This window comes from Bacillus sp. SRB3LM (assembly GCF_015712745.1).
In the GTDB taxonomy this organism is placed as follows: Bacteria; Bacillota; Bacilli; order Bacillales; family Bacillaceae_G; genus Bacillus_A; species Bacillus_A thuringiensis_K.
The window spans coordinates 251,984-277,972 of the sequence record NZ_VWVQ01000007.1 but is presented as its reverse complement, the minus strand read 5'-3'; the positions used below and the strand labels follow the sequence as shown (position 1 = coordinate 277,972).

Sequence of the window (25,989 nt, the reverse complement as noted above, 5' to 3'; positions counted from 1 at the left end):
AAAATCTTACAAATATGTCACGTTCGTGAAAGGTAAAGCGATAGTTTCTAGAATGATTTCCTGACATAATGAAGGTAACAAAAAATATTTAGAGGTGAATCGGATGAAAGGAAATAATATTTTATCTTCGTTATGTTATTTTAGTATCTTTTTTGCACCATTTGTACTACCAATTATCGTGTACTTTGTTGCAGAAGATGAAGTGAAGTATCACGCGAAAAAAGCATTTTGGTCACATGTTTTCCCATACGCAATCTTATTTGGAGGATTAGCAGTATCAGGCATGTACGGTTTAGAGTTCAATCAATCTGATGGTGCTGGAATTGGAATGGCTATCACATATGCAGTGTTCATTCTTGTAGGGATTTACTACTTCATTTGGAATATCGTAAAAGGTATTAAAGTTTTGAAAACGGCGTAATAAGATAAGTATAATTTCATTTACCGTATTGATAAACGTTTTAAAAAAGGGCAATTCAAAAAGAATTGCTCTTTTTGTGCTTATAAGTTGTGAAAATTGAAAAAAATATGTTAATTTTTCATTATGAAGAGAAAAAAGGAGTGATTTTCATGAATGAGATCATACATAAGATGGAGCAACATGTTTCAGTTCGTAAATATAAAGAAGAATCAATTCCGAAAGATGTAGTAGAAAAGATGGTGCATGCTGCGCAACATGCAGCTTCATCACATTTTGTACAGGCGTATTCTGTTATATATGTAACAAATCAGCAATTAAAGGCTAAACTAGCAGAGCTATCCGGAAATCGCCATGTGAAGGACTGTGCAGCATTTTTTGTTTGTTGTGCAGATTTAAAACGACTTGAAATTGCATGTGAAAAACATAGTACAGAGATAAAGCATGAGGGAGTAGAAGACTTTATCGTTGCGACGGTAGATGCTTCACTTTTTGCGCAAAACTTAGCATTAGCGGCAGAATCATTAGGATACGGTATTTGTTATATTGGTGGTATTCGCAATAATCCGAGAGAAGTGAGCGAATTGCTTCATTTACCGGATAAAGTATATCCTGTATTTGGAATGACAGTCGGTGTACCAGATGAAGAACATGGAGTTAAACCACGTTTACCAGTAGCAGCAGTTCTTCATGAAAATGGATATGATGAACAAAAATATGATGAATTACTAAACGAATATGATGAAACGATGAACGCGTATTATAAAGAAAGATCATCAAATAAGAAAAGCGTAACATGGACGGAATCCATGAGTTCATTTATGTCTAAAGAAAAAAGAATGCATATGAAAGAGTTTTTAAGTGAAAAAGGATTAAATAAGAAGTGAGTAAGAAGGAAAACCTGACGTATAGGTTTGCCTTTTTTGGAGGAGAAATACCTAAGGCCAGAAAGTTGTTTATTCTTTCTGAACTTAGGTATTTTGTTTGTTATCATATACATAGAAATAAAAATTAATAATCTTTTACAAAAGTGATAGAAAATGAGAATGAAATGCCAATAGTAAGTAAAAGCGGCATAATAGCCGCTTTTTATCGTTTTATTTAGTAATTGATTTGAAATACTTTCCTTATGAAAGAAAGATTATTGCTAATTGTAAACTGTCAATAAAGTTATTTAAGTTTTGATATGGAATACCCCGCCGGAAAATACAGCAATAATTTCGTTTGAACATATCTGTTATTGCACGATCTAAAGCATCTTCTATAACAAGTTCAAACTTTCAATAAGAAGATAACCCCCTGTACAACTTAAAAGAATGTACGTAAATATTTTAAAAATCCGTTGATTAAGCCATTTAAAAATAATTTGACCTATAAACAAACCTAAAAATACAATTGGAATGGCATAAAAACTTGATTCCCAAATGGTTTTGTTTGTGCCAGTAAAGAGTATTTGAGTTACTAGACTAATGAAATATATAAACAGATAAAAAGCTAATGTAGTTGCTCTTAACTTCTCTTTTTCAGTATTAGTTCCTGTAAAATAAAGTAACAGGGGTGGACCTGGCATACCGATACTTGTCGTTAAAAGACCAGATAATCCGCCAACTATGAAATCTCTAGATTGTGTTGATCTAACCTTAACGTTGCATATTAGCAACAATGTTAATAGTAAGAGTAGGATGCTAACTGCTAATTTAAAAGTGTTTATGTTAACGGAAATGAAAATTAAAATGCCAAAAGGAACACCAACTATACTTCCAAAAATAAACCTTTTCAGTAGAACAAAATCAACGTCCATTCTTATTTTCCAAATGAGTGAAATGGAGATAATTAAAGATAAAATAATGTTTATTTGTATAGCTTCTTGTGGTAGAAATAACATAAGTAAGAAAGGGGTTGCCATTATGGAAAAGCCAAAACCTGTACTTGCTTGCAGAATAGAAGCCACTAATATAATACATATGAAAATGAATGTGATACTCAAAACAGCCCTCCTATTTAATCAAGTTTAACTAGTTAAAGTCTATTATTTAAGTGCAATGTTTCACAAACTTATTTGTATTTTAACATAAATATCTAGTTTTTTCTCAAATAGTGTTGCCATATAAGGCTCTTTAATTAAAAAATCTGACTTGTATTTTTAAACAATTTTATTATGGGGAAACAAATAAGGAATGGGATCAAAATGTATTGATTATCATTAAATTATTCACTGAGATCCCCGCGATAAAACAAGAACAGCCATATAAAACTTACAAAAATACAGCATGTAGCTAATAAACAGCCAATCATTTGAGGAGAAAGAATTTCTAACAGCCCTCCTGTAAAAAACATCGATAACTGAATAAGAGATGCGTAAATGGAATAATGGAATGAAAAAACAGCTCAAATATGAGCTGTTTTTCTATAGTTTTTCGTTCATTTGTCAAGGATAGGATATATTAATATCCGTATCCACCGCCACCCCAACAGCTACATCCGATGATGATTAGAAGGATGAATAGTACGATAAGCAAAGCAAATCCACCGCCGAAACCAGCGCAACTTCCACCATAACTCATATGTTTTCCTCCTTTTTAGTAAGTTAATCTATATGGTTCATGGACTACTATATACAGTATGTTTTTTGTATAGAAAACGAGCCAGTCTCATTTATAATTAGACAAATGCCTGTAGATTCATTAGGATTGTATGTTAGTGATTTGTAAATAAATCTTTACGTAATCCGTAATTTAGGCATAGAAAAATAAAAAATTGTAAAAAAAACCATTTTTTTATTTTTTTATGAGAGAATATGTACTATAATTTTACAAGTAATATTATGGGAAAAGGGAGTTTTAGTATAGAGATGGAGATGGGACAATTACAAAATAAAATAGAAAACAAAAAGAAAGAGTTAATTCAACTTGTTGCGAGGCACGGATTGGATCATGATAAAGTTTTGTTATTCAGCCGAGATTTAGATATACTAATTAATAAGTTTATGAATATAAAAGACAAAGTGCATAAATAAAGAATTTATAGTTTTTTATATTAAGATGTTTAACAGAAAGGGGAGGACAGTAATTGGAACATTTACAGGAAGAATTGTATAAACAAATAAAAGAAGAAAAAGGTACAGTTACAATTTTCTTAAAGAGTGGCGTTAGAATAGTAGGAGAAGTTGTTGGAGTGGATAAATTTACAGTTTTAATCTTAGTGGATGGAAAACAACAGCTTATTTATAAGCAGGCTATATCAACAATAATGAAATAAGACACTCTTGTTGAGTGTCTTATTTCATTATTGCTTGCATGCCTCAACATCAATGCCGGCAGCAATTAACTTCTTTTCTCCATCTTGTTCAATAATTTTTTGTAATTTAGATAGGAAAGAATCAAAGTTTGTATGCTTTGCTACTTGGAACGTCATTTTATGTTCAATTGGTAGCCACGTATCAATATCAGCTTCGTTATGTTGGATTTTCACCTCAAGTTTATCGAGTGCATTAGCAACTTTTGCTTCGTACGTTTCTTTCGCTTCAAACTCCATCCATAAGTCATATAATTCCTCGCCGAGAGAACCTGTTAACGTTTGTTTAATATTTAAAATAGCCTCTAGTTCATTTTTTTGTTTTTGTAGCTGTAATTCGTGACTATTCATTGTATCAAAAGCAGGAATATCACCAGCTTCGGCTTCGACTAGGTCGTGAATAATAACCATTTTAAGTAATTTCTCAATACTTACTTTTTGATCCAAATAAGGTTCAACTAAAATGGCCATTAGAGACATACGCCATGTATGTTCGGCAACACTTTCTTGACGCCCGTTGGAAAGCCAGCTATGTCGCATTTCATATTTTAGTTTTTCTGCTAATGCAATGACTTGTAAAATGTTGTGTTCCATCGTCATCCTCCTCATTTATTCATACCATAATTCTAATATAGAAATGAAATGTGTCAATTTCATGAGTATATTGCGATAAACAGATGATAAGCGTATAATACATGTTATATGTGAAAACGTATTATTAAAATAAAAAAATGTTATATAAAAATGGAAAGGAAAGGGCAGAAATATGGGAGAGAAAAATCAAGTATTAGCTAGACCACAAAGAAGAAAAAGGAAGTTTGATATTTCTAGCCCAGTGGGCATTATAGTAGGTTTCATTATAGTGATAGCGGCAATTATGCTTGGCGGCGGTGGAATAAAAGCTTTCAAAAACTTTTTAGATGTTTCATCTATTTTAATTGTCATAGGGGGAACTACAGCGACAATTGTTGTGGCATATCGATTTGGAGAAATAAAAAAATATACGAAAAGCATTTTTACTGTTTTACATAGAAGAGAAGAAGATTTAGAACAGTTAACGGATTTGTTTGTCGATTTTTCGAAAAAGTCTAAAAAGCACGGCTTACTTTCTTTAGAGGTAGATGGGGAGCAAGTAGACAATCCTTTTATTCAAAAAGGAATTCGATTAATGTTAAGCGGTTACGATGAAGATGAATTAAAAGAAGTGTTATTGAAAGATATTGAAACGGAAGTGTATGAGTTAAGAAAAGGAGCAGCATTATTAGATAAAATTGGTGATTTTGCTCCAGCTTGGGGAATGATTGGTACGTTAATCGGTCTTATCATTATGCTCCAAAACTTACAAGATACATCGCAAATTGGTACAGGAATGGCAGTTGCGATGTTAACGACATTATATGGGTCTGTACTTGCGAATATGATTGCAATCCCTCTTGCGGAAAAAGTATATCGTGGTATTGAAGATTTATATACAGAGAAGAAGTTTGTAATAGAAGCAATTTCAGAATTGTATCGTGGACAAATCCCTTCTAAATTAAAGTTGAAACTGGATACATATGTATACGAAACAAAGGTAAAAAAGGTAAAAGGAGCAGCCTAATATTTCAAGGAGTGGTATGATGAGTAAAGGACCGCAAAAGGGATCGCCTCGTTGGATGACGACTTTTACAGATTTAACGATGTTATTATTAACTTTCTTTGTATTACTAGTTGCTACATCAAAGCAAGATGCAGTAAAATTGTCAAAGATGCTTGAAAAGTTTAGTGATACGGGGCAAGTAGATGCAAAAGTAATGGAAAATACAATACCGGATATTTCACATGAAAAAAATGATGAAAAAATGATTTCAAAAAAGAGAATGGATGAATTATATAAGAAGTTAAAAGCGTATGTAGATAATAACGGTATTAGTCAAGTGAATGTATATCGAGAGGATACAGGGGTAAGCGTCGTTATAGTAGATAATTTAATATTTGATACAGGCGATGCGAACGTTAAGCCCGAAGCGAAAGGGATAATAAGTCAATTAGTTGGATTTTTTCAATCCGTACCTAACCCCATTGTTGTAGAGGGACATACAGATAGTAGACCTATTCATAACGAGAAATTCCCCTCTAACTGGGAGTTATCTTCAGCACGAGCGGCAAATATGATTCACCATTTAATTGAAGTGTATAATGTGGACGATAAAAGGCTAGCTGCGGTAGGATATGCAGACACAAAGCCAATTGTACCAAATGATTCACCGCAAAACTGGGAAAAAAACCGTCGCGTTGTTATTTATATAAAAGAGTAGTATATTATTATTTTAATAATAAAATACTAAAAATACGAAAATTCTTTTAAAAAAATATTAAATTTTATCATTTTATTTTGTATAATGAGTGAGAATGATAAGGTGAAATATTAAGATATATTTATACATAGAAGGAGAGAATTAAAAAGAATGGCACATAAAATTTTAGTAGTAGATGATGCGATGTTTATGCGAACGATGATTAAAAACTTATTAAAAAGTAATGCTGAATTTGAAGTTATCGGCGAAGCAGAGAATGGGGTAGAAGCAATTCAAAAGTATAAAGAACTTCAACCTGATATTGTAACATTAGATATTACTATGCCAGAAATGGATGGGCTTGAAGCATTAAAAGAAATTATTAAAATTGATTCAAGTGCAAAGGTTGTTATTTGTTCTGCAATGGGACAACAAGGTATGGTATTAGATGCAATTAAGGGCGGGGCAAAAGACTTTATTGTAAAGCCATTCCAAGCGGATCGTGTAATTGAAGCTTTAACAAAAGTAGCAAATAGTTAATATAGAAGGGGTGCCACAAGGAATCAAAACAGTGATAGCGGATCGACGTGTGGCCCCCTTTTTTCTCATTGTAAAACACTAAATTGTTATACATAAATGAAATGTTTGTTAGACAGGTAGGGGATAAAAATGCAAACAGATCTATTAAATATATTTTTCGAAGAGTCAGAAGAACATTTACAGTCGCTAAATGAAAATGTGCTAGTGTTAGAACAAAATCCTGCTGATATGGATGTTGTAGGAGAAATATTCCGATCCGCTCATACATTCAAAGGTATGTCTGCGAGCATGGAATTTACGGAGATGGCTGATTTAACGCATAAGATGGAAAATGTGTTAGATGAAATTCGTCATGGAAATATAGTTGTAAATGCGGATATTATTGATGTAATTTTTGAGTGCATTGATAATTTGGAGAAGATGGTTGCAGATGTGCAACAAGGTGGAATGGGCAATATTGATGTAGTCTCAACTAAACAGAAATTAGAAGCATTATTGAACGGCAATGTAGAAACTCCTACGGAACATATAGAGCAAAATCATATAGACAACGATGATGCAGTTTCGCATGAAGTGCATATAACAGTTGAACAGCAGGCAATTTTAAAAGCAGTACGTGCCATTATGTGTATTGAAGCATTGCAAAATGTAGGGAATATACAAAAAACAGCTCCGAGTATTGAAGAAATTGAAGCAGATGCTTTCGGATTTGAATTTACAGTATTTATGGATACGGATTGTAGTATAGAAGAATTGAAACAAGTAGTACTTCATGTTTCTGAAATTGAGAAAGTGGAAGTAAAGCAAGGAGAACCTATATCGAAGGAAGTAGCTTCTAAAAAAGTCGTTACACAAGAAGTTGTGCAAGTAGAAGAAAAGCTACAACCAGCTGTGGTTACGCAAGTAAAATCACCGGTAGAGGCAACGAATCAACCTTCAAGTGCTATGCCGGCTAAAAGTACTACAAAAACGAAAAATGCTAAAGTGGAGAATCGTTCAATTCGTGTTCAATTAGAGAAAATCGAAAGATTAATGAATATGTTTGAAGAAAGTGTAATTGAACGTGGGCGCATTGATGAATTGGCTCAAACGATTCAAAACAAGGAGCTAATTGAACATTTAAATCGATTAGGCGATATTTCAAAAGATATTCAAAATGTACTATTAAATATGCGTATGGTGCCGATTGAAACTGTATTCAATCGTTTCCCACGTATGGTACGTATGTTAGCCAAAGATTTAGGGAAAAAAATCGATTTACAAATTACAGGTGAAGATACTGAAGTAGATAAAATTGTTATTGATGAAATCGGTGATCCGCTCGTTCATTTAATTCGAAATGCAATCGATCACGGTGTAGAAACTGTTGAAAAACGACGTGATGCAGGTAAAAATGAGACAGGTACGATTAAATTAGAAGCCTTTCATAGTGGAAATCATGTCGTTATTCAAATTACGGATGATGGAAACGGTATTAATAAAGGGAAAGTATTAGAAAAAGCGATTAAAAATGGCGTTGTAACTGAAGCGGATGCGAATAGATTAACAGATCGTGAAGTGTTTGATCTTATTTTCCAACCAGGATTTAGTACAGCTGAAGTTGTATCAGATCTTTCTGGACGCGGTGTTGGATTAGATGTTGTAAAACATACGATTCATAGTTTAGGTGGGCATTTAATTATTGATTCTGAGGAAGGAAAGGGAAGTACATTTAGAATTGAACTTCCATTAACGTTATCTATTATTCAATCTATGCTTATTCAAACGAATGATAAGCGTTATGCTTTACCTCTTGGAAATATCGTTGAAGCGATTCGAATTAAGAGAGAAGACATCCAATCCTTACAAGGAAAAGATGTGTTAAATTATCGTAATCAAATTATTGAAGTGAAACATTTAAGTACTGTATTTGGTGAAAAAACAGTAGATGAGGCGTTTGCGTCATATGATGGTCAAATGGTTCCTGTGTTAATTGTTCGTAACACACATCGCAGCTATGGACTTATTGTAAACACAATTATCGGTCAAAGAGAAATAGTCTTAAAGTCATTAGGTGACTTCTTTGCAGAGAGTTCTAACTATTTCTCTGGTGCGACGATTCTCGGTGATGGACGAGTGGTCCTCATTTTAAACCCAGAAGGTTTATAATAGGAATGAAGGAAAGCTCCCCACTTGTATACAATTGGGGAGCTTTTTGGCTAATCGTTACGAATCTAATAATGGGAATACATACATATTAACGTTTTATATAATAATTTTGCTAAAATAAAATAAGAGTTTATATTATTTGATAGAAAAACAGAAATGAGGAGGCAGGGAAAATGCCTGAGCAACACACAAAAGGGGATACGAGCACGATTGTGCTAGAAAAAGAAAATGAGCATTTAACGCCCCAAGAATGCGATATTCTTGGCGAAATTGCAAATATATCATTTGGTTCAGCTTCGACTGTATTATCAACAATTTTAAATAGGCAAGTAAGCATTACTGCTCCTCGTATAGAGTTGGTAGATTTATATGATTCAAGAGATGTCGAAGTTCCACATGTTGTATTAAACATTCATTTTACAAAAGGATTAGATATGGAAAACCTTCTTGTTCTTAAGCAAGATGTTGCATTGTCCATTGCTGATTTAATGATGATGGGAACAGGTGAAGTGGAGGACGGAAAAGAACTTGGTGAATTAGAGCTAAGTGCTGTACAAGAAGCGATGAATCAAATGATGGGATTCGCAGCTACATCTATGTCGGAATTCTTCCAAGATACAGTAGATATGTCTCCGCCGACGATTAAAGTTGTAAAGTTATCAGAAGAAATGGAGAAAATCTCTGAAATCGATGGGAATCATACGATTGTTAAAGTATCGTTTGATTTAAAGATAGATAATCTTGTAAACTCTAAACTTGTACAAATTGTTTCAGTTGAGCATGCGAAACAAATGGTAAATAAATTAATGCAATTATCTGGTGGAGTAGAAGAAACAGACGAACCAGCAGAAGTAGTGGAAACTGAGATTGTAGAAGAACAAGTTGAAAAAGAGCATTTAACACAAGAAGAGAAAGATGTTCTTGGTGAAATTGCAAATATTTCAATTGGTTCCGCTTCAACAGTATTGTCAACGCTTTTAAATCAACCAGTTACAATTAGTACACCAAATGTGGAAGCAATCAATGTTCGTCATTATGATGGAGTACCAGTACCATTTGTTATTTTAAATGTCGACTTTGTTGAAGGGCTAAAGAATGAGAATGTATTCGTATTTACGAAAGATGTTGCCTTAACAATGGTAGATTTAATGATGATGGGAACAGGGGAAGTTGACCCAGAAAAAGAGCTTACTGAATTAGAACTGAGCGGTATTAAAGAAATTATGAACCAAATGATGGGTCATGCTGCTACGGCGATGTCAGAAATGTTTCAAGAAAAAATGGACATGACGCCTCCAAATGTTAAATTTGTAACATTAAAAGAAGAAATGGAATATTTGGGAGAGTCAATGGAAGTGGACGAACTCGTTCAAATTACGTTCAATCTTGAAATTGGCGATCTGCTTCAATCGAAGATGTATCAAATTTTGCCAATTTCCGAAGCGAAAGAAATGGTAAGGCGACTTCTGTATCCGATGGTGGAAGAAGAAGAGATTGCCACAGAAGAAATTGAAGAAGAAAAAATTGTAGAACCAGTTGTGCAACCTATTGAATTTAAAGAAGTAAAACAAATGGAACCAGTATATATGGACACGTCCATTCTACAAAATGTAGAAATGAATGTGAAATTTGTATTTGGAAGTACAGTGAAAACGATTCAAGATATATTAAGTTTACAAGAAAATGAAGCAGTTGTACTAGATGAGGATATTGATGAACCGATTCGTATTTATGTAAATGATGTATTAGTGGCGTATGGTGAACTTGTAAATGTAGATGGATTTTTCGGAGTAAAAGTGACGAAATCACTATAAGGCATTGAAATAGGAGTTTGAACTAGTAGATGAAAAACGTAAAGTTTTTTCTAATGAGTTGGCTATGCATACATGTGTACTTGTTCTTCCCCTTGCAAAGTCAGGCTGAGGAACAAATTGAGCCAGATCAAAAAATAAATGAAGTGAATGTACAAGAAGAAAATAAGGAATCTCAAAAATCTTCAGAGCAAGTGGAAACGAAACAAGATGAAGAGAAACAAAAAGAAGCAGAACAACAAGAAGTAGTAAATAAACAATTGAATGAAAGAAAGATAGAAACAGAACAGGGAATTATTACAGTAAATAAGCCGGAGCTTAAAGTTGGCGAAGAAGTGCGAATTGCTGTAGAACCAAATGGGAAAAACATTCAAAGCATGAAAGGTATATTGCAGTTACAAAAAAATGGCGAGCAATATGCGCAAGAAAGAATACTATCTTTTGAGTATGATGAAGAAACGAAGAGCTGGGTTGCTAACTATAAAGCAGGGGATTTTGATTTGCAAGGTGATTGGAATCTTCAGCTCGTTCAAAGTTACAAAGAGAATGAGAAAGAAGAGATTGTAAAAAATGAAGTGAAAGTCCCGCTCATTCGTATTAAAAATGAAACGCCAACTATAGATAAAGAATTGCCAAAGTTACAGAAAGTTACTATTGATGAAGTAAAAGAGAACTTAGTTGAACGAAAACAGGGAGATTCTATACATCTACGAGTAAAAGCGTCAGATATAGAATCGGTTGTAAAAGAAGTGCGCGTTACATTAAAAGGGAAAGAAAATAAAGAGCTTTCGTTTTTATTAGACTACAACAAGCATGATATGGATTGGCAAAAAGTATTTGAAATAACAGAAGCATTGCCGGCTGGGCCATACGAATTACTTGTAGAGATAATAGATGCAGCAGGTAATAAACTTGTTGAAGAAAGTGAATATACCATTTCTGTTTTGGCGCCAAAAAACGAAGATGATAAAAAGATAGCAGAGAAAGAGAAAGAAGATAAATTAGATAATAAACTAGAAAATGAATTAGAAGATAAGAAAGAAAATGAGAAGCAAGAAGATTTGAAAGTCAAAAACCCGCGTCCAGAAGAAAAATTGCCAGTTGTTCAAATTCCGAAGCAAGATGAGAAAGTAAATAAGTTTATAAAAGAACCGTTGAAAGAGAAAGAGGAATTTACTTACGTTATAAAAGAGCCGTTCGAAGACAACAAGGAAGTACATAAGGCGAAGGACCAAAAAGAGAAAAATAACAAACAAGTTGCCTCTAAAAAGAAAGAACAAAAAGAAGAACCGAAAGACAAGAAAGAAGAAAAAGGTGAACAGGGAGTACAAGCTTCTGATTTGTTTACTATCATGTCAGGTTTGTTCGTACTGTTTTTAGTTTTAAAGAGTAATAAAGAATGGGGCTAATTATTTCATAGTAGTGGAGGCGCTTAAATGGAGATTAAACGTACGACAATTGAAGATAAGACGCTACAACCATTAAAACAGCCTGCAGCTATTTCGGAGCATGAAATCCAGAAAGAACGAAAGCGTAGCAATTTAGTGTTTACTGGACAGTCTAAAATTATTTCGAAAAATAATGAAATAGGTATTTTACTTGCAAGTTTAAGTGATGGAAAGATTATGAAGGAAATGCTTTCTAAAGAGATGGATACAGTGTTACAACTTTTTAAAAAGTTACATACATTATCTCAAGAAGGAAAGCAATCAGAAAAAGTGTTTGAACAAGTAATTAGAAGCCTACAAGGACTTATTAAGCAGGCGCATATAAAAGAACTTCCTTTGTTAGATGGAACATATGATTTCGCTGAAGTGCAACTATCATTTGGTAGAAAAGTACATATTCCTTTACTAGATGTAAGTGCACTCATCTCTAGAGTGGAAAGTGATTCTTCAGAAGGAAATATAAATTTGATGGTAACGGTAATTACTGCTTATATAACAAAATTGTCTAACGAAACGATTTTAATTAGCGTTACAGACCGCATTGCTAAAGATCGGGATGTAAGTGTATGGAGAGCGCTTGCGGAAATGAACATGACACAATTGTCACAGGCGTTGAAACAAACGATGCAAGAACATAAATGGTCTATGACGTTTCTTTTTCTCTTCATATGGATTGTCGGTATTATTTTAATTCGAGTTATGTAAAAAGGTCGTCACTCCATTGTGACGACCTCTTTTATATTTTTTCGTAGAAGAATGTATCAAATCGCTGAAGATTGTAACGCTCGGGTGTTAAAATTTGTTCCGTACTACCAACAAATAGTACACCGCCTTTTCGTAAAGAACGACTAAATTTTTCGTAAAGTTTTACTCTTGCTTCTTCTGTGAAATATATCATTACATTGCGACAAATAATCAAATCATAATTTGTATCGAATGACTGCATTAAAAGGTCATGTTGTTTAAACGAGACGTTTTGTTTAATGTTTTGATGCAATGAATATAAATCATTCTCTTTTGTGAAATGACGTTCTTTCAAATCATTAGGTAATTCCTTTAACGAACGTTCTGTATATTGACCGCGTTTTGCAGTTTCTAAAATATGAAAATCAAGATCTGTTGCTTGAATTTCAAAACGAAATGGAGCTAGATGCTTTGATAAAATTAAAGAGAGTGTATATGGTTCTTCACCAGCAGCGCAAGCGGCACTCCATACCTTTAATTTTCCGCTATTTTGTTCGAGTAATTTTGGTAGTGCTTTTGACTCTAAAGTTTGCCATCGTTCTTTATTTCTAAAAAACTCTGAAACGTTAATTGTAATATAGTCAATAAAATTTAAAAATAAATTTTGATCAGCGCGTAATTTGTTTAAAAAATTAGTGTAGTTTTCGAAGCCTTTTCTCGAAATGAAAGCATCGATTCTACGGCGCATTCTATCTTGTTTATATGAAGCGATGTCCATATTGAATTGTTGTTTAAAACTCGCGATAAAATGATCATAATCTTGTTCAATTATCATATTTACAATGGGCACAATAATGGTATTGTGCCTCCCCCTTTACATCATACGAATTTTTTGTTCAAAGCTTTTTTTCATTTGCTTTTCATGTAATCCTGGTAAATCATAAATGACAGCATCAATACCTGCTTCTTTTGCAACATCGACAGGGATGACAGATGTATGTTTGTCACCATTATAAAAACAGAGAACTAAATCAGTGTCTTCAATAATTTGTTTAACAAAAAACATATAATCTGATCGGTAAATGGAGTCAGAAGGATGATCAAAAGCAACATATTCGGCTCCGTGTTTTTTTAAGTAATCAACGACTTCTTGAAATTCATCTGTAATTGCTTGCAATGGTTGCAGCGTGTAAAGGCATAAATTTTGAGCGAGTCTTTCATTCTCAACGAAAAAACGAAGAACCTCATTTTCAATAGATTTATAACATAATATGTAAATTTTATGTTTGTGAGCATAGTCAGTTAAAAATTTTTTAATTTCTTCTTGATCTAATGCTGTTAATTGATTTGAACCACAAAGGAAAATATTCATAGAATTGTGCCACCTCATGCTAAATTGTAACATATCTTTTATAAAAAATAACTGCAAAATATTACTGTTCAGAGTATAATTATAAATAACTGGATTTTACGATTAAGTTTAGGAAGAAATAAAAAAATAAATAGGTGATATATATGCTACGTTCTATCTCGCATAATCCAATTTTATCGCATATACCGCCTGCTACTCAAATGCCGAAAGAAGCAAATGTCAGAACAGGACTTGCATTTTCGGATAATTTGCATGCAGATCCGAAAAAAGATAAATTACTAGAACAAATGGAAGCGTTTGTCGATAATATTGGAGAAATTAAAGAGAAAATTGAAATGGAATTAACGCTTGATAATGTAATGGAATACAAAAATACAGTAAAATCATTTTTGAATTTTTACGTGGATAATGTATTGCAGTATAAAGATGTCATGTCTCGTCACCCGCGTTACGGATATTCACAGAAAATGACGATTGTGAAACAGGCAGAAATGGGATTGAATGAATTAGAAGATGTTATGAATTTAATTAATACGAAAACAGGACATTTAGAAATGTTAAATCAAATTGGAGAAATCCATGGTTTAATTGTGAATTTAGTCTTGTAAAAGGAAGGAAGCTATATGTACATACAATTATATGAAAAACTCGTTATTATTCAAAAAGCGTATGAAAATATTCAAGCGCTTGGAGAGCAAATATATGAGAATTTAAAAAATAAAAATGTAAATGCAGTTCAAAAATTGCAAGTAGAGCAATTGCAGTACATTGATGGTTTAAAAGGGTTATCAAGCTCATTAGAAGAAATGGTTGTTCAGTTCTGTAAAGAACAAGGGGTTGAATCGTTTCGTGTAAGTGCGTTATTTTCGTATTTTTCTCAAGAAGAAATTGAAAAAATGGAAGAATTACAAAAAAACGTAACTGAATTAGAAGAGAATGTAAAAATGCTTCTTTTGAAAAATCAATATTACTTAAACGTACTATTAAAAACTACAGAAAGTATTGTGGATTCTGTTTCTGAATATAATTTAGAGCGAAACAATAATTCGCAAATCTTTATGAACGAACTATTGTAAAGGAGAAGTGAAGCTTTATGAGATTATCTGATTATAATACACCGCTATCGGGCATGTTAGCGGCTCAAATGGGGTTACAAACAACGAAACAAAACTTGTCTAACATTCATACACCGGGTTATGTTCGTCAAATGGTGAATTACGGATCTGTTGGAGCAAGCAATGGTCATACGCCAGAACAGAGAATTGGTTACGGTGTACAAACGCTAGGTGTTGACCGTATTACTGATGAGGTAAAAACGAAGCAGTTTAATGATCAATTATCTCAGCTCTCTTACTATAACTACATGAATTCAACTTTATCACGTGTAGAGTCTATGGTTGGAACGACAGGGAAGAATTCATTATCTAGTTTAATGGACGGTTTCTTTAATGCCTTTCGTGAAGTAGCAAAAAATCCAGAGCAACCAAACTACTATGATACATTAATTTCTGAAACTGGGAAGTTCACAAGTCAAGTGAATCGTCTTGCGAAAAACTTAGATACAGTGGAAGCACAGACAGCAGAAGATATTGAAGCGCATGTTAATGAATTTAATCGTCTTGCTGCTAGTTTAGCAGAAGCGAATCATAAAATTGGACAAGCGGGTACACAAGTGCCGAATCAACTTTTAGACGAACGAGATCGCATCGTTACAGAGATGTCTAAGTATGCAAACATCGAAGTATCTTATGAATCTATGAATCCTAATATTGCGAGTGTTAGAATGAATGGTATTTTAACAGTAAATGGACAAGATACATATCCACTTCAATTAAATAAAGAAAAAGACCCAATGTCAGTTGAGATTTACGGTTCAGAAATCTCTGTAACTAGCGGAGCGATAAAGTCAGCGATTGATACGAAAGCAAAGATTGTTGATTATAAAAAAAATCTCGAAGACTTAATGAGTTCAGTGAAAAATCAAGTGAATACAGTGATGGGAAAAGATTTCTTCGTTGGAGATCATGCGAAAGATATGAAGTTAAATCCAGAATTCCAAAAAGATATTTCGAAAATGAAAATATCTGCTGAAACAGCAAATAAACTAGCAGCAGTTACAGAGGACGATTATAAAGAAGGTCTTTCTTATAAACAAGCATTAGATCAATTTATAGTTCGTGTTGCATCTGATAAAAGTGCAGTAAATGGTTATCAAAAAATTCATGGCGACTTACTAGAAGGTATTCAACAAGAAAAAATGAGCGTTGAAGGTGTAAATATGGAAGAGGAAATGGTAAATTTAATGGCCTTCCAAAAATATTTCGTCGCAAACTCTAAAGCTATTACTACAATGAATGAAGTGTTTGATAGTCTATTTTCGATTATTCGATAAGTGATAATAATTGATTGGAAATATATAAGGAGGAGATAGAAATGAGAGTATCTACATTTCAAAATGCAAACTGGGCAAAGAATCAGTTAATGGATTTGAATGTGCAACAACAATACCATAGAAACCAAGTAACTTCAGGGAAGAAAAATCTTCTTATGAGTGAAGATCCACTAGCAGCGAGTAAATCATTTGCGATTCAACATTCATTGGCGAATATTGAACAAATGCAGAAAGATTTAGCTGACTCAAAAAATGTATTAACACAAACTGAAAATACTTTACAAGGTATTTTTAAATCTTTAACGAGAGCAGATCAATTAACGGTACAGGCATTAAATGAGCCAAATGGTGAAAAAGAATTGAAAGCCATCGGTGCAGAGATTGATCAAATTTTAAAACAAGTTGTATATTTAGCGAATACGAAAGAGCAAGGTCGTTATATTTTCGGTGGTGATAGTGCAGAAAAGTCACCATTTACAGAAGATGGTACGTACCAGGGCGGAAAAAATGATGTGAACTGGCAACTAAATGATGGTTATGAATTAAAAGCATTCCGTAATGGAGAAGCATTGTTATCCCCGGTAATAAAAACGTTAAAACAGATGAGCGAAGCGATGCAAAAAGGTGACCAAAAAGCGTTACAACCGTTATTAGGAGAAAACAAGAAAAACTTAGATGGCATCATTAACCGTACGACTGAAGTTGGTTCAACAATGAACACAATGGAGACGTTTAAAACAATTTTAAGTGAGCAAAACTTAGCGCTTCAAGAAAACCGTAAAGAAATTGAGGATGTTGATTTAGCGGTCGCAATTTCTGACTTGGCATATATAAATGCAACATATGAAGCGACGCTTAAAGCGGTTAGTACGATGAGTAAAACGAGTATTTTAGACTACATGTAATCTATAAGGAGTGAGAAAAATGGCAGGAACAACGATGACAGGTATTGGTGGTAGACAACAAATTTGGAACCTCGGAAATAATATGATCGATACTTCTAACTTCGTCGAATTAGAAATGAATGCTTTAGATATGAAGAAAACACCATATACGAAAGAAAAGAATGACCTTACAAATGATAAACTACTATATACAAGTTTAAAATCAGAATTTAGTTCTTTTACACAAACTTTTAAAAACTTAGCGGCTTTTAAAGGAAATGAGAAAAAAGTAACGACAACACAAGACGGTTATATTAATGTAAAAGCTGATGGTGGTGCGATTGCAGGAACTTTTAATATGACGATTACACAGCTTGCACAGCGTCATCAAATAGCTTCAAATGAAATTAAAGATATAAATGCAAAGCTTCCTAAAGATGAAACATTAAAACTAGGTGGTAAAGAACTAAAAGTAACAACTGATATGACATATAAAGATTTAATTAATAAGATTAATGATGGAGATTATGGCGTATCAGCTTATACACTTGGAAATAAAATTTTCATGACCTCGAAAAAAGAGGGAACAGATGGACAGATTAAGTTTGAGGCGAACACATCTACACTATTTCAAGATATGGGTTTAGCTAAGGCGGATGGCACAGCGCTCAATACAATCAATGAAGCACAAAATGCTATGTATACTATTAATGGTATCAAAGGGGAAGGTTCTACTAATACAATTGAAGCTCTTCCTGGTGTGAAAATTGAGTTGTTAAAGGTAACTGAGCCGAAAGTAGAAGGAGCGCCAGATGCTGGTACAACAACAGATCCAAAAGCAAAAGGTATAGATCTAAAATTTACAGTAAATGACTCAAACGTAACAGATGCATCGAATGTTATTAAAAAAATGGTAGCTGATTATAATAAAGCTGTTTCTACAGTAGATATCTTTGCTGGAAAAGGTGGAGCTTTCCAAGGTCAAGCTATTATGCAAAGTGTACGTCAGGCAATGAACAATGTCGTAACATTTTCTCAAGATGGTAATTATTTATTCACATTTGGTATTCAATTAAAGCAAGATGGAACGATGGAAGTTAATGATGAAAAATTAACACAAGCATTAAAAGAAAAACCCGATGCAGCGAAGCAATTTTTCTTTAGTTCTAACGGTTTAGGAAAAATGATGGAAGAACCGCTTGATAAACTATTCGGTGATAAAGGTGTAGTCGGCGAGAGAGTTAAAAACATTGACTCACGTGTAAGTGATTTAGATAAAAAGATTAAAGATATTGAGACGCAAAACTTGCAAAAGCAAGATGAAATCGTGAAGAAGTATCAAAAGCTAGAGAGTACATTGGCGGCGCTTGATAGCCAACTAAAAACAATTAAAGCAATGACAAAACAAAAAAGTGATGATTAATGAAAGTTGAGGAAGTGATCGTATGCAAGCATGGCAACGTTATATGCAAAATGATATTATGACGAGTAATCCGATTAAAAATACAATTTTTATTTATGAAAGATGTATTGTAGAGTTTCGTAATTTAGAAGAACTTTTACATACTTTTAAACTTCAAGAAGGGGACGCACTTCTTGAAAAATTAGAACGTATTTTTGAAGAGCTAAAGCTTCAATTAAATCCTGAAATTACGAAAGATTTATATGATAGTCTCTATGGTTTATATGATTGGATTAGCATTCAAATTCAAACGATGAAAGTAACGCGTGAAGCGAAAGATATTGATGCAATTGTGAAAGTGTTACAAGATTTAATAGACGGTTACCGCGGAGCACTTGAAAATGAACAATGATATTTATCGGACGTTTGTCAGCTGTTTTAATGAAATCGGTGAATTGCAAGTGTCAGACAGAGAGTTTGCTGAAAAGAGTGAGATGTTAAATCGCTGGATGATGACATTGGATGAAGAAACGCGTGCGCAAGTTGCAGCAGAAGTAAGCCCGTTCATTATTAAGGCAGCTCAGCATATTCGGGATAAGCAAAAGATTTTGGAAGAAATGATTATGACAAATGATGGGCGAATGAAGGCTAATTCATTTTACGGTAAATATTAATAATAACGTTTGGAAACAGATTCCCCTTTTAAAAGGGGGTCTATTCCTTCGTTTACATAAAGAACTCCGCTGATTGAGGTTTCATTTTATGACTGTGATGAAAAAATAATAGTAATCCAAATAATAGAAAAATGGAATTTAGTTTATAGTTTATATATTGAAATGTTCTATAGATTACTATGTGTATACAGTTTTTTGCATTCTTTTTTATATTTTTGTATTTTTCTAAAGACAACAATGAAAAAATGGAATAAAATATGTAAGGGTACATAATAGTAAATATTTTAATAAACGCATATAAGAAAATAAATAATGAAGTGAAACTTCTATCAGTGGATCATTACGTTAGAAAAGGAAGGGTGTGGAATATGCCAGATTTAGTGAGTGATGTAAGCCATTATATGAATTATTTAGTGACGAAACGAAATACTGTTTCTAGTAATATTGCAAATGCGAATACACCTGGCTATAAAGCACAAGATGTAACATTTGCTGAGCAGATGAATAAAAGTAGTGCCTTATATAAAAATAATGCGGCTGATTTAAAGAGCAATCCAGATTTATATCAAACGAATGAAATGCACTTACCGACAGTAAATACGAAAAATACATATGCAAAGATTCAAACAAAATCAATGCAAACGAATAAAGACGGAAATAGTGTGGATGTAACGACAGAAATGCTAGATTTAATGAAAGCAAATCAGTTATATGGTATTTCAGTTAACGCAATTAATACACAATATGCAATTAACCAAGCGGCACGCGGACGTTAAAAGTAGAAGGAGAGACAACGGATGTTTCAGGCAATTAATGCAAGTGGCTCAGGACTAACGACAGCGAGAAAGTGGATGGAAGTTACTTCTAACAATATTGTAAATGCAAATACGACGGCGGCTCCGGGGGCAGATTTATATGAGCGTCGTAGTGTGGTGCTAGAATCAAACAATAGTTTTGCAAGTATGCTAGATGGGGCTCCTACTAATGGAGTAAAAATAAAAAGTATTGAAGCAGACAAAACGGAAAATTTAGTGTATGATCCGACGCATCCGCACGCAAATGAAGAAGGATATGTACGTTATCCCAATATTGATGTAACTGCTGAAATGACGAATGTAATGGTTGCTCAAAAAATGTATGAAGCGAATACGAGTGTATTAAATGCGAATAAAAAAATGCTTGATAAAGATTTAGAAATCGGCCGAGGATAAGGGGGAAGATAGTAATATGAAAATTCAACCAATGTTACATACACAACCATTTGGAGCAATTCAGTCAATTGGTGCACCGAAAACTTCTCAAACATCTGTAGTTGAGGGGAAAAAGTTTATTGATTTATTGGAAGATATGAATCAAACGCAAAACAATGCGCAAACAGCAGTATATGATTTACTAACTAAAGGGGTAGGAGAAACACATGACGTTTTAATTCAGCAAAAGAAAGCTGAGTCTCAAATGAAAACAGCTGCTCTCGTACGTGATAATCTTATTGAAAATTATAAGTCACTAATTAATATGCAAATTTAGGAAAGTGGACGGGTGTGTTTAAATGGAAAAGATGAAAAATGTTATCCAATCGTTAAAAACGTGGCATAAGTTAGTAATTGGTGCTGCGCTTTTAGCGATTGTAACAGGAGCACTTTTATACTTCACCTTGCCAGATAAATATGTTGTTGTATATCAAAATTTAAATGATACAGATAAACAAGAGATTACAGCAGAATTATCGAAGTTAGGTGTCGATTATCAATTAGCGACCGATGGTTCGATTCGTGTGCAAAAGAATGATGCTCCATGGGTTCGAAAAGAAATGAATGGGATGGGCTTACCGTTTAATTCTAAAAGCGGTGAGGAAATTTTATTAGAAAGCTCGCTCGGTTCAAGTGAGCAAGATAAAAAAATGAAGCAAATTGTCGGTACGAAGAAGCAATTGGAGCAAGATATTGTAAGAAATTTTGCGACAGTTGAAACGGCAAATGTTCAAATTACATTGCCTGAAAAAGAGACAATTTTTGATGAAGAAAAAGCAAAAGGAACAGCGGCGATTACGGTTGGAGTGAAGCGTGGACAATTGTTAACAGCTGATCAAGTTGCGGGTATACAGCAAATGATTAGTGCAGCAGTTCCTGGTGTGAAGGCAGAAGAAGTAAGTGTTATTGATAGTAAAAAAGGTGTTATCTCAAAAGGTACAGATGAAGCACATTCTAGTAGTTCCTCTTCTTACGAGAAAGAAGTAGAGATGCAGCACCAACTTGAAGGTAAATTAAAGCAAGATATTGATGCAACGTTAATGACGATGTTTAAACCGAATGAATATAAAGTGAATACGAAAGTATCTGTAAACTACGATGAAGTTACACGTCAGTCAGAAAAGTATGGTGATAAAGGTGTACTTCGTAGTAAACAAGAGCAAGAGGAAAGCTCTACTGCGCAAGAAGGGGCAGATACGAAGCAAGGTGCTGGTATTACAGCTAACGGTGAAGTGCCAAACTACGGTACGAACAATAATCAAAATGGTAAAGTTGTCTACGATAATAAAAATGGCAACAAAATCGAAAACTATGAAATAGATAAAACAGTTGAAACAATTAAGAAACACCCAGAATTAACGAAAACGAATGTTGTTGTATGGGTAGATAATGATACGTTAGTAAAACGTAGAATTGATATGACGACTTTTAAAGAAGCAATCGGAACAGCGGCAGGACTTCAAGCTGATCCGAACGGTAACTTTATAAATGGTCAAGTTAACGTTGTAACTGTTCAGTTCGATCAGCCGAAAGCCGAAAAAGAGAAAGAGCCAGAAAAAAGTGGTATGAACTGGTGGTTATTCGGTGGAATTACAGCTGGCTTATTAGCAATCGGTGGTCTAGTATGGTTCTTATTAGCAAGACGTAAGAGAAAGAAAGAAGAAGAGGAATATGAAGAATACTTAGCAGAAGAGGAAATTGCTGCAAGTAATGAAAGTATCTTGGAAATTCCTGAAGAAAAAATAGTGCCAGAGCCAAAACCTGAACCAGAAGAACCGAAAGAACCTACGTTAGATGAACAAGTGCAGGATGCTACGAAAGAACATGTAGAAGGTACTGCAAAAGTAATTAAAAAATGGTTAAACGGACAGTAAGGGAGGAACAACGATGTTAGATGAAATCTCCTCCAAAGAAAAAGCTGCCATCCTTATTCGTACATTAGAAGAAGGGGTGGCAGCAAAAGTCATTGAATATATGACAGCTGAGGAAAAAGAAGTATTACTTCGTGAAATCGCAAAGTTTCGTGTATACAAACCAGAAACGTTAGAAAATGTACTAGGAGAGTTCTTATATGAACTAAATGTAAAAGAATTGAACTTAGTCACTCCAGATAAAGAATACATTCGTCGCATATTTAAAAACATGCCAGAAGACGAACTGGAAAAATTATTGGAAGATCTTTGGTATAACAAAGATAATCCGTTTGAGTTCTTAAATTCACTTACAGATTTAGAGCCACTTCTTACAGTGCTTAATGATGAGTCACCACAAACAATTGCAATTATCGCTTCTTATATTAAACCGCAACTTGCGTCTCAATTAATTGAGAGATTGCCAGATCATAAGCGCGTTGAAACGGTAATGGGTATAGCGAAACTAGAACAAGTTGATGGTGAATTAATTAATCAAATTGGTGAGTTGTTAAAAACGAAATTAAATAATATGGCATTTAGTGCAATTAATAAAACTGATGGCTTGAAAACAATCGTAAACATTTTAAATAACGTTTCACGAGGTGTTGAAAAAACAGTCTTTCAAAAGCTGGATGAAGTCGATTATGAGTTATCTGAGAAAATTAAAGAAAATATGTTTGTCTTTGAAGACTTACTTGGTCTTGAAGATCTTGCGCTTCGCCGTGTATTAGAAGAAATTACAGATAACGGTGTTCTTGCGAAAGCACTTAAAATTGCAAAAGAAGAAATTAAAGAGAAATTATTTACATGTATGTCTTCAAACCGTAAAGAGATGATTCTAGAAGAATTAGATGGCTTAGGACCACTTAAGATGACGGATGCTGAAAAAGCACAGCAAACGATCACTGGTACAGTGAAAAAGCTAGAGAAAGAAGGAAGAATTATCGTTCAAAGAGGTGAAGAGGATGTCCTTATTTAAAAACAGAATTCCGAAGAATTCTGTTTCTTTTTCTGAAGAAACGTATGAATTACAATTTCCAAAACCAGCTTCAGTTCAAATAGAAGAGGAAGAATTACAAGCTGATCATGCAGAGATTCGCGCCCAGCAAGAATCATTACATATGGAAATGAATCAGCTAAGGCAAGAGAAGCAAATGCTAGAACGAGAGCGTCAGCAGTTATTACAAGATAAAGAACAATTTCAAATGCATATTCATGAACAAATGGAACAGATGGAAGCAGCCCGTGTGCAATTTCAAAAAGAACAACAAGAAACAGCATATGAATGGACAGAGTTATTATGGGATCAATCATTTCATCTAGCAGAAAAAATCGTGAATCAAGCGGTAGATTCACGATTGCTTGATGTGTTACCTATTTTAACTGGCATCGTGCAAACATTGCCTACTTCGTTTGAAAAATTAATCATTACCGTACATCCAGAAACGTTTGAACGTATTCAAGAAGAGAAGGAAAATACGAAAGAATATTGGTTACTACAATTAGTAGAATGGAAATATGATTTCTCCCTGCAGTTTGGTGAATTTGTTCTGGAAGAAGAGAAAGAGTTCTTTGAATTTAAATTTGCACCTATATTTGCGAAACTTCGTCAGAAATGGGAAGAAGAGAAGTTATTTGAGGAGCAAAATGTATGAGCCGCCTGTTAATGAATGAGAACGAAAAATGGAATAAGTTCATTGAAACACCGCTGTATACGAAAGTAGGCAAAGTTCATAGTGTACAAGAACAGTTTTTCGTAGCAAAAGGGCCGAAAGCGAAGATTGGTGATGTTTGCTTCGTTGGAGAACATAACGTCTTATGTGAAGTGATTGCCATTGAAAAGGAAAATAATATGCTTCTTCCATTTGAACAGACAGAAAAAGTATGTTATGGAGATTCAGTGACATTAGTTTCAGAAGATGTTGTTGTACCACGTGGTAATCACTTGCTCGGAAAAGTGTTAAGTGCAAATGGTGAAGTGTTAAATGAGGAAGCTGAAAACATTCCATTACAGAAAATAAAACTAGATGCACCACCTATACATGCATTTGAACGTGAAGAGATTACCGATGTATTTGAAACAGGAATAAAATCAATTGATTCTATGCTAACAATTGGTATCGGTCAAAAGATTGGTATTTTTGCTGGGTCAGGTGTTGGTAAATCAACTTTACTTGGAATGATAGCAAAAAATGCAAAAGCTGATATAAACGTTATTAGTTTAGTAGGGGAACGTGGCCGGGAAGTAAAAGACTTTATTCGAAAAGGGTTAGGCGAGGAAGGTATGCGAAAAAGCGTCGTTGTTGTAGCGACGTCAGATGAAAGTCATCTTATGCAACTTCGTGCAGCGAAACTCGCAACGTCTATTGCTGAATACTTCCGTGATCAAGGTAATAACGTATTACTTATGATGGACTCTGTTACTCGTTTTGCCGATGCACGAAGAAGTGTTGATATTGCTGTTAAAGAGTTACCGATTGGTGGTAAAACACTGTTAATGGAAAGTTATATGAAGAAGTTGTTAGAGCGGTCCGGAAAAACACAAAAGGGATCTATAACAGGTATTTATACGGTGCTTGTTGATGGGGATGATTTAAATGGTCCTGTACCAGATTTAGCACGTGGTATTTTAGATGGACATATCGTATTAAAGCGTGAGCTTGCAACGCTTAGTCATTATCCTGCAATTTCAGTATTAGATTCAGTAAGTAGGATTATGGAAGAAATTGTTTCGCCACATCATTGGCAACTTGCAAATGAAATGAGAAAGATTTTATCAATTTATAAAGAAAATGAATTGTATTTTAAGCTAGGAACGATTCAAGAAAATGAAGAAAATGCTTATATTTTTGAATGTAAAAATAAAGTAGAAGGTATAAATACATTTTTAAAGCAAGGTCGATCGGATAGTTTCCAATTTGATGATATCGTTGAAGCGATACAGCATATAGTATAAGGCCTCTGCCCAAGAGGTCTTATTTTTTTGTTTTTTAATATTTCACAGATTTTTTTGGAAAAAAACTATATAATAGAAAAAGAGAACGTTATAATAGAAAGGGGCTATGAAAACAGGTGGATAAACAGCAGTACGACACAATAAAATTGCAAATAAACCAAGAAAAAGAACATATTTTAAAAGAAGTGTATGAATTAACAGCTGAAAAAAGAAAAATAGAACAAAAAAAAGAATATGATTTATATGTTGTGAAATCGCGTAGTAAAGTCGTACAAACTGGGCAACGTATTATGGCTGGCATGCTTTCTTCACATACGTTTTCACCTGAAAGAATAGAAGAATGGAATCGAAAAATTAAAAAAACGGAAGGTTTTATTCAAAAAAATGAAAGCCTTTTAGAGCAAGTAAAAGAAAAAGAACGTGTCATTGATGAGATGTATCAAGAAGATTGCAAAAAGCTTGCGAAAGCACAAGAAAAGCTGGAAGAAAAAATGCTTCTGGATTTGAAAATGTGTATGAATGGATGA

31 protein-coding genes and 1 pseudogene are annotated in these 25,989 nt (G+C 33.8%); 26 read left to right on the top strand and 6 right to left on the bottom strand.

The features are described 5' to 3' along the window. Positions 1-103 precede the first annotated feature (103 nt). Both F3I02_RS06060 and nfsA read left to right on the top strand, forming a co-directional pair. Positions 104-421 carry a magnetosome magnetite crystal formation protein family gene (locus F3I02_RS06060; RefSeq protein ID WP_196477752.1) on the top strand — a complete coding sequence of 106 codons (318 nt, stop codon included), beginning with the start codon at positions 104-106 and terminating at the stop codon, positions 419-421. A gap of 149 nt (positions 422-570) precedes the next feature. Beyond that, positions 571-1,305, top strand: coding sequence for an oxygen-insensitive NADPH nitroreductase (gene nfsA, locus F3I02_RS06055; protein WP_196477751.1), 735 nt, complete (start codon positions 571-573; stop codon positions 1,303-1,305). Positions 1,306-1,679: 374 nt separating this feature from the next. Here the strand turns inward: nfsA and F3I02_RS06050 are convergent, their stop codons facing one another. The 3 genes and pseudogenes from F3I02_RS06050 to F3I02_RS06040 form a co-directional block, all read right to left on the bottom strand. Next, entirely contained in the window at positions 1,680-2,405 is a 726-nt protein-coding gene (locus F3I02_RS06050; protein ID WP_061883952.1) for a sulfite exporter TauE/SafE family protein, read from the bottom strand. A gap of 221 nt (positions 2,406-2,626) precedes the next feature. Then, a pseudogene (locus F3I02_RS06045) lies at positions 2,627-2,803 on the bottom strand (MFS transporter); the annotation flags it as partial. 59 nt (positions 2,804-2,862) lie between these two features. Beyond that, complete coding sequence (locus F3I02_RS06040) at positions 2,863-2,982, bottom strand: YjcZ family sporulation protein (RefSeq protein ID WP_000120179.1); 120 nt, start codon at positions 2,980-2,982, stop codon at positions 2,863-2,865. Positions 2,983-3,215: 233 nt separating this feature from the next. On the opposite strand from F3I02_RS06040, the gene F3I02_RS06035 reads away from it, so the two are divergent. Both F3I02_RS06035 and hfq read left to right on the top strand, forming a co-directional pair. Then, complete coding sequence (locus F3I02_RS06035) at positions 3,216-3,434, top strand: aspartyl-phosphate phosphatase Spo0E family protein (protein WP_000291691.1); 219 nt, start codon at positions 3,216-3,218, stop codon at positions 3,432-3,434. A gap of 53 nt (positions 3,435-3,487) precedes the next feature. Beyond that, a complete protein-coding gene (gene hfq / locus F3I02_RS06030; protein WP_000400665.1) occupies positions 3,488-3,676 on the top strand; it encodes an RNA chaperone Hfq in 189 nt (62 codons plus the stop codon). Between the two features lie 27 nt (positions 3,677-3,703). On the opposite strand, the gene F3I02_RS06025 is transcribed toward hfq, so the two are convergent. Then, complete coding sequence (locus F3I02_RS06025; protein WP_000400780.1) at positions 3,704-4,306, bottom strand: HD domain-containing protein; 603 nt, start codon at positions 4,304-4,306, stop codon at positions 3,704-3,706. Positions 4,307-4,478: 172 nt separating this feature from the next. On the opposite strand from F3I02_RS06025, the gene F3I02_RS06020 reads away from it, so the two are divergent. From F3I02_RS06020 to F3I02_RS05990, 7 genes are all read left to right on the top strand, one after another. Then, a complete protein-coding gene (locus F3I02_RS06020) occupies positions 4,479-5,312 on the top strand; it encodes a flagellar motor protein MotP (RefSeq protein ID WP_000504191.1) in 834 nt (277 codons plus the stop codon). A gap of 19 nt (positions 5,313-5,331) precedes the next feature. Then, positions 5,332-6,009: an OmpA family protein gene (locus F3I02_RS06015; RefSeq protein WP_000033627.1), complete on the top strand. Its 678-nt coding sequence runs from the start codon at positions 5,332-5,334 to the stop codon at positions 6,007-6,009. A 150-nt stretch (positions 6,010-6,159) separates the two neighbouring features. Further along, entirely contained in the window at positions 6,160-6,528 is a 369-nt protein-coding gene (locus F3I02_RS06010) for a response regulator (RefSeq protein ID WP_000940568.1), read from the top strand. A 129-nt stretch (positions 6,529-6,657) separates the two neighbouring features. Continuing rightward, positions 6,658-8,676 (top strand): chemotaxis protein CheA, encoded by a 2,019-nt coding sequence (locus F3I02_RS06005; protein WP_001192621.1) that lies wholly within the window; start codon positions 6,658-6,660, stop codon positions 8,674-8,676. A 173-nt stretch (positions 8,677-8,849) separates the two neighbouring features. Beyond that, on the top strand, positions 8,850-10,490 hold the full coding sequence (locus tag F3I02_RS06000; RefSeq protein ID WP_001115010.1) for a flagellar motor switch protein: 1,641 nt from the start codon (positions 8,850-8,852) through the stop codon (positions 10,488-10,490). A gap of 29 nt (positions 10,491-10,519) precedes the next feature. Further along, complete coding sequence (locus F3I02_RS05995) at positions 10,520-11,896, top strand: transglycosylase (protein WP_074594629.1); 1,377 nt, start codon at positions 10,520-10,522, stop codon at positions 11,894-11,896. A 27-nt stretch (positions 11,897-11,923) separates the two neighbouring features. Then, complete coding sequence (locus tag F3I02_RS05990; protein WP_000403967.1) at positions 11,924-12,640, top strand: hypothetical protein; 717 nt, start codon at positions 11,924-11,926, stop codon at positions 12,638-12,640. A 31-nt stretch (positions 12,641-12,671) separates the two neighbouring features. Here F3I02_RS05990 and cheR read toward each other — a convergent pair whose 3' ends face one another. Together cheR and F3I02_RS05980 are read right to left on the bottom strand one after the other, a co-directional pair. Then, positions 12,672-13,454, bottom strand: coding sequence for a protein-glutamate O-methyltransferase CheR (gene cheR / locus F3I02_RS05985; RefSeq protein ID WP_000582876.1), 783 nt, complete (start codon positions 13,452-13,454; stop codon positions 12,672-12,674). A gap of 39 nt (positions 13,455-13,493) precedes the next feature. Continuing rightward, positions 13,494-13,991: a flagellar motor switch protein FliG gene (locus F3I02_RS05980; RefSeq protein WP_001020110.1), complete on the bottom strand. Its 498-nt coding sequence runs from the start codon at positions 13,989-13,991 to the stop codon at positions 13,494-13,496. A gap of 143 nt (positions 13,992-14,134) precedes the next feature. On the opposite strand from F3I02_RS05980, the gene F3I02_RS05975 reads away from it, so the two are divergent. The 15 genes from F3I02_RS05975 (at position 14,135) to F3I02_RS05905 (ending at position 25,989) form a co-directional block, all read left to right on the top strand. Beyond that, the gene (locus F3I02_RS05975) at positions 14,135-14,599 is read left to right on the top strand and encodes a YaaR family protein (RefSeq protein ID WP_000946323.1); all 465 of its coding nucleotides are present in this window, start codon (positions 14,135-14,137) and stop codon (positions 14,597-14,599) included. A gap of 15 nt (positions 14,600-14,614) precedes the next feature. Further along, positions 14,615-15,067: a hypothetical protein gene (locus tag F3I02_RS05970; protein ID WP_000275885.1), complete on the top strand. Its 453-nt coding sequence runs from the start codon at positions 14,615-14,617 to the stop codon at positions 15,065-15,067. 17 nt (positions 15,068-15,084) lie between these two features. After that, on the top strand, positions 15,085-16,383 hold the full coding sequence (flgK, locus tag F3I02_RS05965) for a flagellar hook-associated protein FlgK (protein ID WP_196477750.1): 1,299 nt from the start codon (positions 15,085-15,087) through the stop codon (positions 16,381-16,383). A gap of 41 nt (positions 16,384-16,424) precedes the next feature. Continuing rightward, positions 16,425-17,288, top strand: a complete 864-nt coding sequence (locus F3I02_RS05960; protein WP_001266403.1) for a flagellar hook-associated protein 3 — start codon at positions 16,425-16,427, stop codon at positions 17,286-17,288. A gap of 19 nt (positions 17,289-17,307) precedes the next feature. Beyond that, positions 17,308-18,690, top strand: coding sequence for a flagellar hook-associated protein 2 (locus tag F3I02_RS05955; RefSeq protein ID WP_196477749.1), 1,383 nt, complete (start codon positions 17,308-17,310; stop codon positions 18,688-18,690). 22 nt (positions 18,691-18,712) lie between these two features. Further along, a complete protein-coding gene (locus F3I02_RS05950) occupies positions 18,713-19,081 on the top strand; it encodes a flagellar export chaperone FliS (RefSeq protein WP_001149516.1) in 369 nt (122 codons plus the stop codon). Then, positions 19,071-19,343 carry a hypothetical protein gene (locus F3I02_RS05945; protein WP_001058088.1) on the top strand — a complete coding sequence of 91 codons (273 nt, stop codon included), beginning with the start codon at positions 19,071-19,073 and terminating at the stop codon, positions 19,341-19,343. Before F3I02_RS05950 ends, F3I02_RS05945 begins: the two co-directional genes overlap by 11 nt. Positions 19,344-19,660: 317 nt before the next feature. Beyond that, a complete protein-coding gene (flgB, locus tag F3I02_RS05940) occupies positions 19,661-20,119 on the top strand; it encodes a flagellar basal body rod protein FlgB (RefSeq protein WP_372588481.1) in 459 nt (152 codons plus the stop codon). A 21-nt stretch (positions 20,120-20,140) separates the two neighbouring features. Next, entirely contained in the window at positions 20,141-20,554 is a 414-nt protein-coding gene (flgC, locus tag F3I02_RS05935) for a flagellar basal body rod protein FlgC (protein ID WP_000484680.1), read from the top strand. Positions 20,555-20,570: 16 nt separating this feature from the next. Further along, positions 20,571-20,870 carry a flagellar hook-basal body complex protein FliE gene (fliE, locus tag F3I02_RS05930; RefSeq protein WP_000701672.1) on the top strand — a complete coding sequence of 100 codons (300 nt, stop codon included), beginning with the start codon at positions 20,571-20,573 and terminating at the stop codon, positions 20,868-20,870. Between the two features lie 22 nt (positions 20,871-20,892). Then, entirely contained in the window at positions 20,893-22,467 is a 1,575-nt protein-coding gene (locus tag F3I02_RS05925) for a flagellar M-ring protein FliF C-terminal domain-containing protein (RefSeq protein WP_144574761.1), read from the top strand. Positions 22,468-22,480: 13 nt separating this feature from the next. Next, the gene (gene fliG, locus F3I02_RS05920; RefSeq protein ID WP_065224024.1) at positions 22,481-23,485 is read left to right on the top strand and encodes a flagellar motor switch protein FliG; all 1,005 of its coding nucleotides are present in this window, start codon (positions 22,481-22,483) and stop codon (positions 23,483-23,485) included. Then, the gene (locus F3I02_RS05915) at positions 23,472-24,161 is read left to right on the top strand and encodes a FliH/SctL family protein (protein WP_196477748.1); all 690 of its coding nucleotides are present in this window, start codon (positions 23,472-23,474) and stop codon (positions 24,159-24,161) included. Before fliG ends, F3I02_RS05915 begins: the two co-directional genes overlap by 14 nt. Further along, positions 24,158-25,462, top strand: coding sequence for a flagellar protein export ATPase FliI (locus tag F3I02_RS05910; protein WP_196477747.1), 1,305 nt, complete (start codon positions 24,158-24,160; stop codon positions 25,460-25,462). The genes F3I02_RS05915 and F3I02_RS05910 overlap by 4 nt, the downstream gene beginning before the upstream one ends. Before the next feature lie 116 nt (positions 25,463-25,578). Then, positions 25,579-25,989 carry a hypothetical protein gene (locus tag F3I02_RS05905; RefSeq protein WP_000360855.1) on the top strand — a complete coding sequence of 137 codons (411 nt, stop codon included), beginning with the start codon at positions 25,579-25,581 and terminating at the stop codon, positions 25,987-25,989.

Bases quoted from the DNA above. Each gene is read 5' to 3' on its own strand.
- F3I02_RS06060 (WP_196477752.1), top strand. From the start codon at position 104: ATGAAAGGAAATAATATTTTATCTTCGTTATGTTATTTTAGTATCTTT.
- nfsA (WP_196477751.1), top strand. From the start codon at position 571: ATGAATGAGATCATACATAAGATGGAGCAACATGTTTCAGTTCGTAAA.
- F3I02_RS06040 (WP_000120179.1), bottom strand. From the start codon at position 2,982: ATGAGTTATGGTGGAAGTTGCGCTGGTTTCGGCGGTGGATTTGCTTTG.
- F3I02_RS06035 (WP_000291691.1), top strand. From the start codon at position 3,216: ATGTACTATAATTTTACAAGTAATATTATGGGAAAAGGGAGTTTTAGT.
- F3I02_RS06025 (WP_000400780.1), bottom strand. From the start codon at position 4,306: ATGGAACACAACATTTTACAAGTCATTGCATTAGCAGAAAAACTAAAA.
- F3I02_RS06020 (WP_000504191.1), top strand. From the start codon at position 4,479: ATGGGAGAGAAAAATCAAGTATTAGCTAGACCACAAAGAAGAAAAAGG.
- F3I02_RS06015 (WP_000033627.1), top strand. From the start codon at position 5,332: ATGAGTAAAGGACCGCAAAAGGGATCGCCTCGTTGGATGACGACTTTT.
- F3I02_RS06010 (WP_000940568.1), top strand. From the start codon at position 6,160: ATGGCACATAAAATTTTAGTAGTAGATGATGCGATGTTTATGCGAACG.
- F3I02_RS06005 (WP_001192621.1), top strand. From the start codon at position 6,658: ATGCAAACAGATCTATTAAATATATTTTTCGAAGAGTCAGAAGAACAT.
- F3I02_RS06000 (WP_001115010.1), top strand. From the start codon at position 8,850: ATGCCTGAGCAACACACAAAAGGGGATACGAGCACGATTGTGCTAGAA.
- F3I02_RS05995 (WP_074594629.1), top strand. From the start codon at position 10,520: ATGAAAAACGTAAAGTTTTTTCTAATGAGTTGGCTATGCATACATGTG.
- F3I02_RS05990 (WP_000403967.1), top strand. From the start codon at position 11,924: ATGGAGATTAAACGTACGACAATTGAAGATAAGACGCTACAACCATTA.
- cheR (WP_000582876.1), bottom strand. From the start codon at position 13,454: ATGATAATTGAACAAGATTATGATCATTTTATCGCGAGTTTTAAACAA.
- F3I02_RS05980 (WP_001020110.1), bottom strand. From the start codon at position 13,991: ATGAATATTTTCCTTTGTGGTTCAAATCAATTAACAGCATTAGATCAA.
- F3I02_RS05975 (WP_000946323.1), top strand. From the start codon at position 14,135: ATGCTACGTTCTATCTCGCATAATCCAATTTTATCGCATATACCGCCT.
- F3I02_RS05970 (WP_000275885.1), top strand. From the start codon at position 14,615: ATGTACATACAATTATATGAAAAACTCGTTATTATTCAAAAAGCGTAT.
- flgK (WP_196477750.1), top strand. From the start codon at position 15,085: ATGAGATTATCTGATTATAATACACCGCTATCGGGCATGTTAGCGGCT.
- F3I02_RS05960 (WP_001266403.1), top strand. From the start codon at position 16,425: ATGAGAGTATCTACATTTCAAAATGCAAACTGGGCAAAGAATCAGTTA.
- F3I02_RS05955 (WP_196477749.1), top strand. From the start codon at position 17,308: ATGGCAGGAACAACGATGACAGGTATTGGTGGTAGACAACAAATTTGG.
- F3I02_RS05950 (WP_001149516.1), top strand. From the start codon at position 18,713: ATGCAAGCATGGCAACGTTATATGCAAAATGATATTATGACGAGTAAT.
- F3I02_RS05945 (WP_001058088.1), top strand. From the start codon at position 19,071: ATGAACAATGATATTTATCGGACGTTTGTCAGCTGTTTTAATGAAATC.
- flgC (WP_000484680.1), top strand. From the start codon at position 20,141: ATGTTTCAGGCAATTAATGCAAGTGGCTCAGGACTAACGACAGCGAGA.
- fliE (WP_000701672.1), top strand. From the start codon at position 20,571: ATGAAAATTCAACCAATGTTACATACACAACCATTTGGAGCAATTCAG.
- F3I02_RS05925 (WP_144574761.1), top strand. From the start codon at position 20,893: ATGGAAAAGATGAAAAATGTTATCCAATCGTTAAAAACGTGGCATAAG.
- fliG (WP_065224024.1), top strand. From the start codon at position 22,481: ATGTTAGATGAAATCTCCTCCAAAGAAAAAGCTGCCATCCTTATTCGT.
- F3I02_RS05915 (WP_196477748.1), top strand. From the start codon at position 23,472: ATGTCCTTATTTAAAAACAGAATTCCGAAGAATTCTGTTTCTTTTTCT.
- F3I02_RS05910 (WP_196477747.1), top strand. From the start codon at position 24,158: ATGAGCCGCCTGTTAATGAATGAGAACGAAAAATGGAATAAGTTCATT.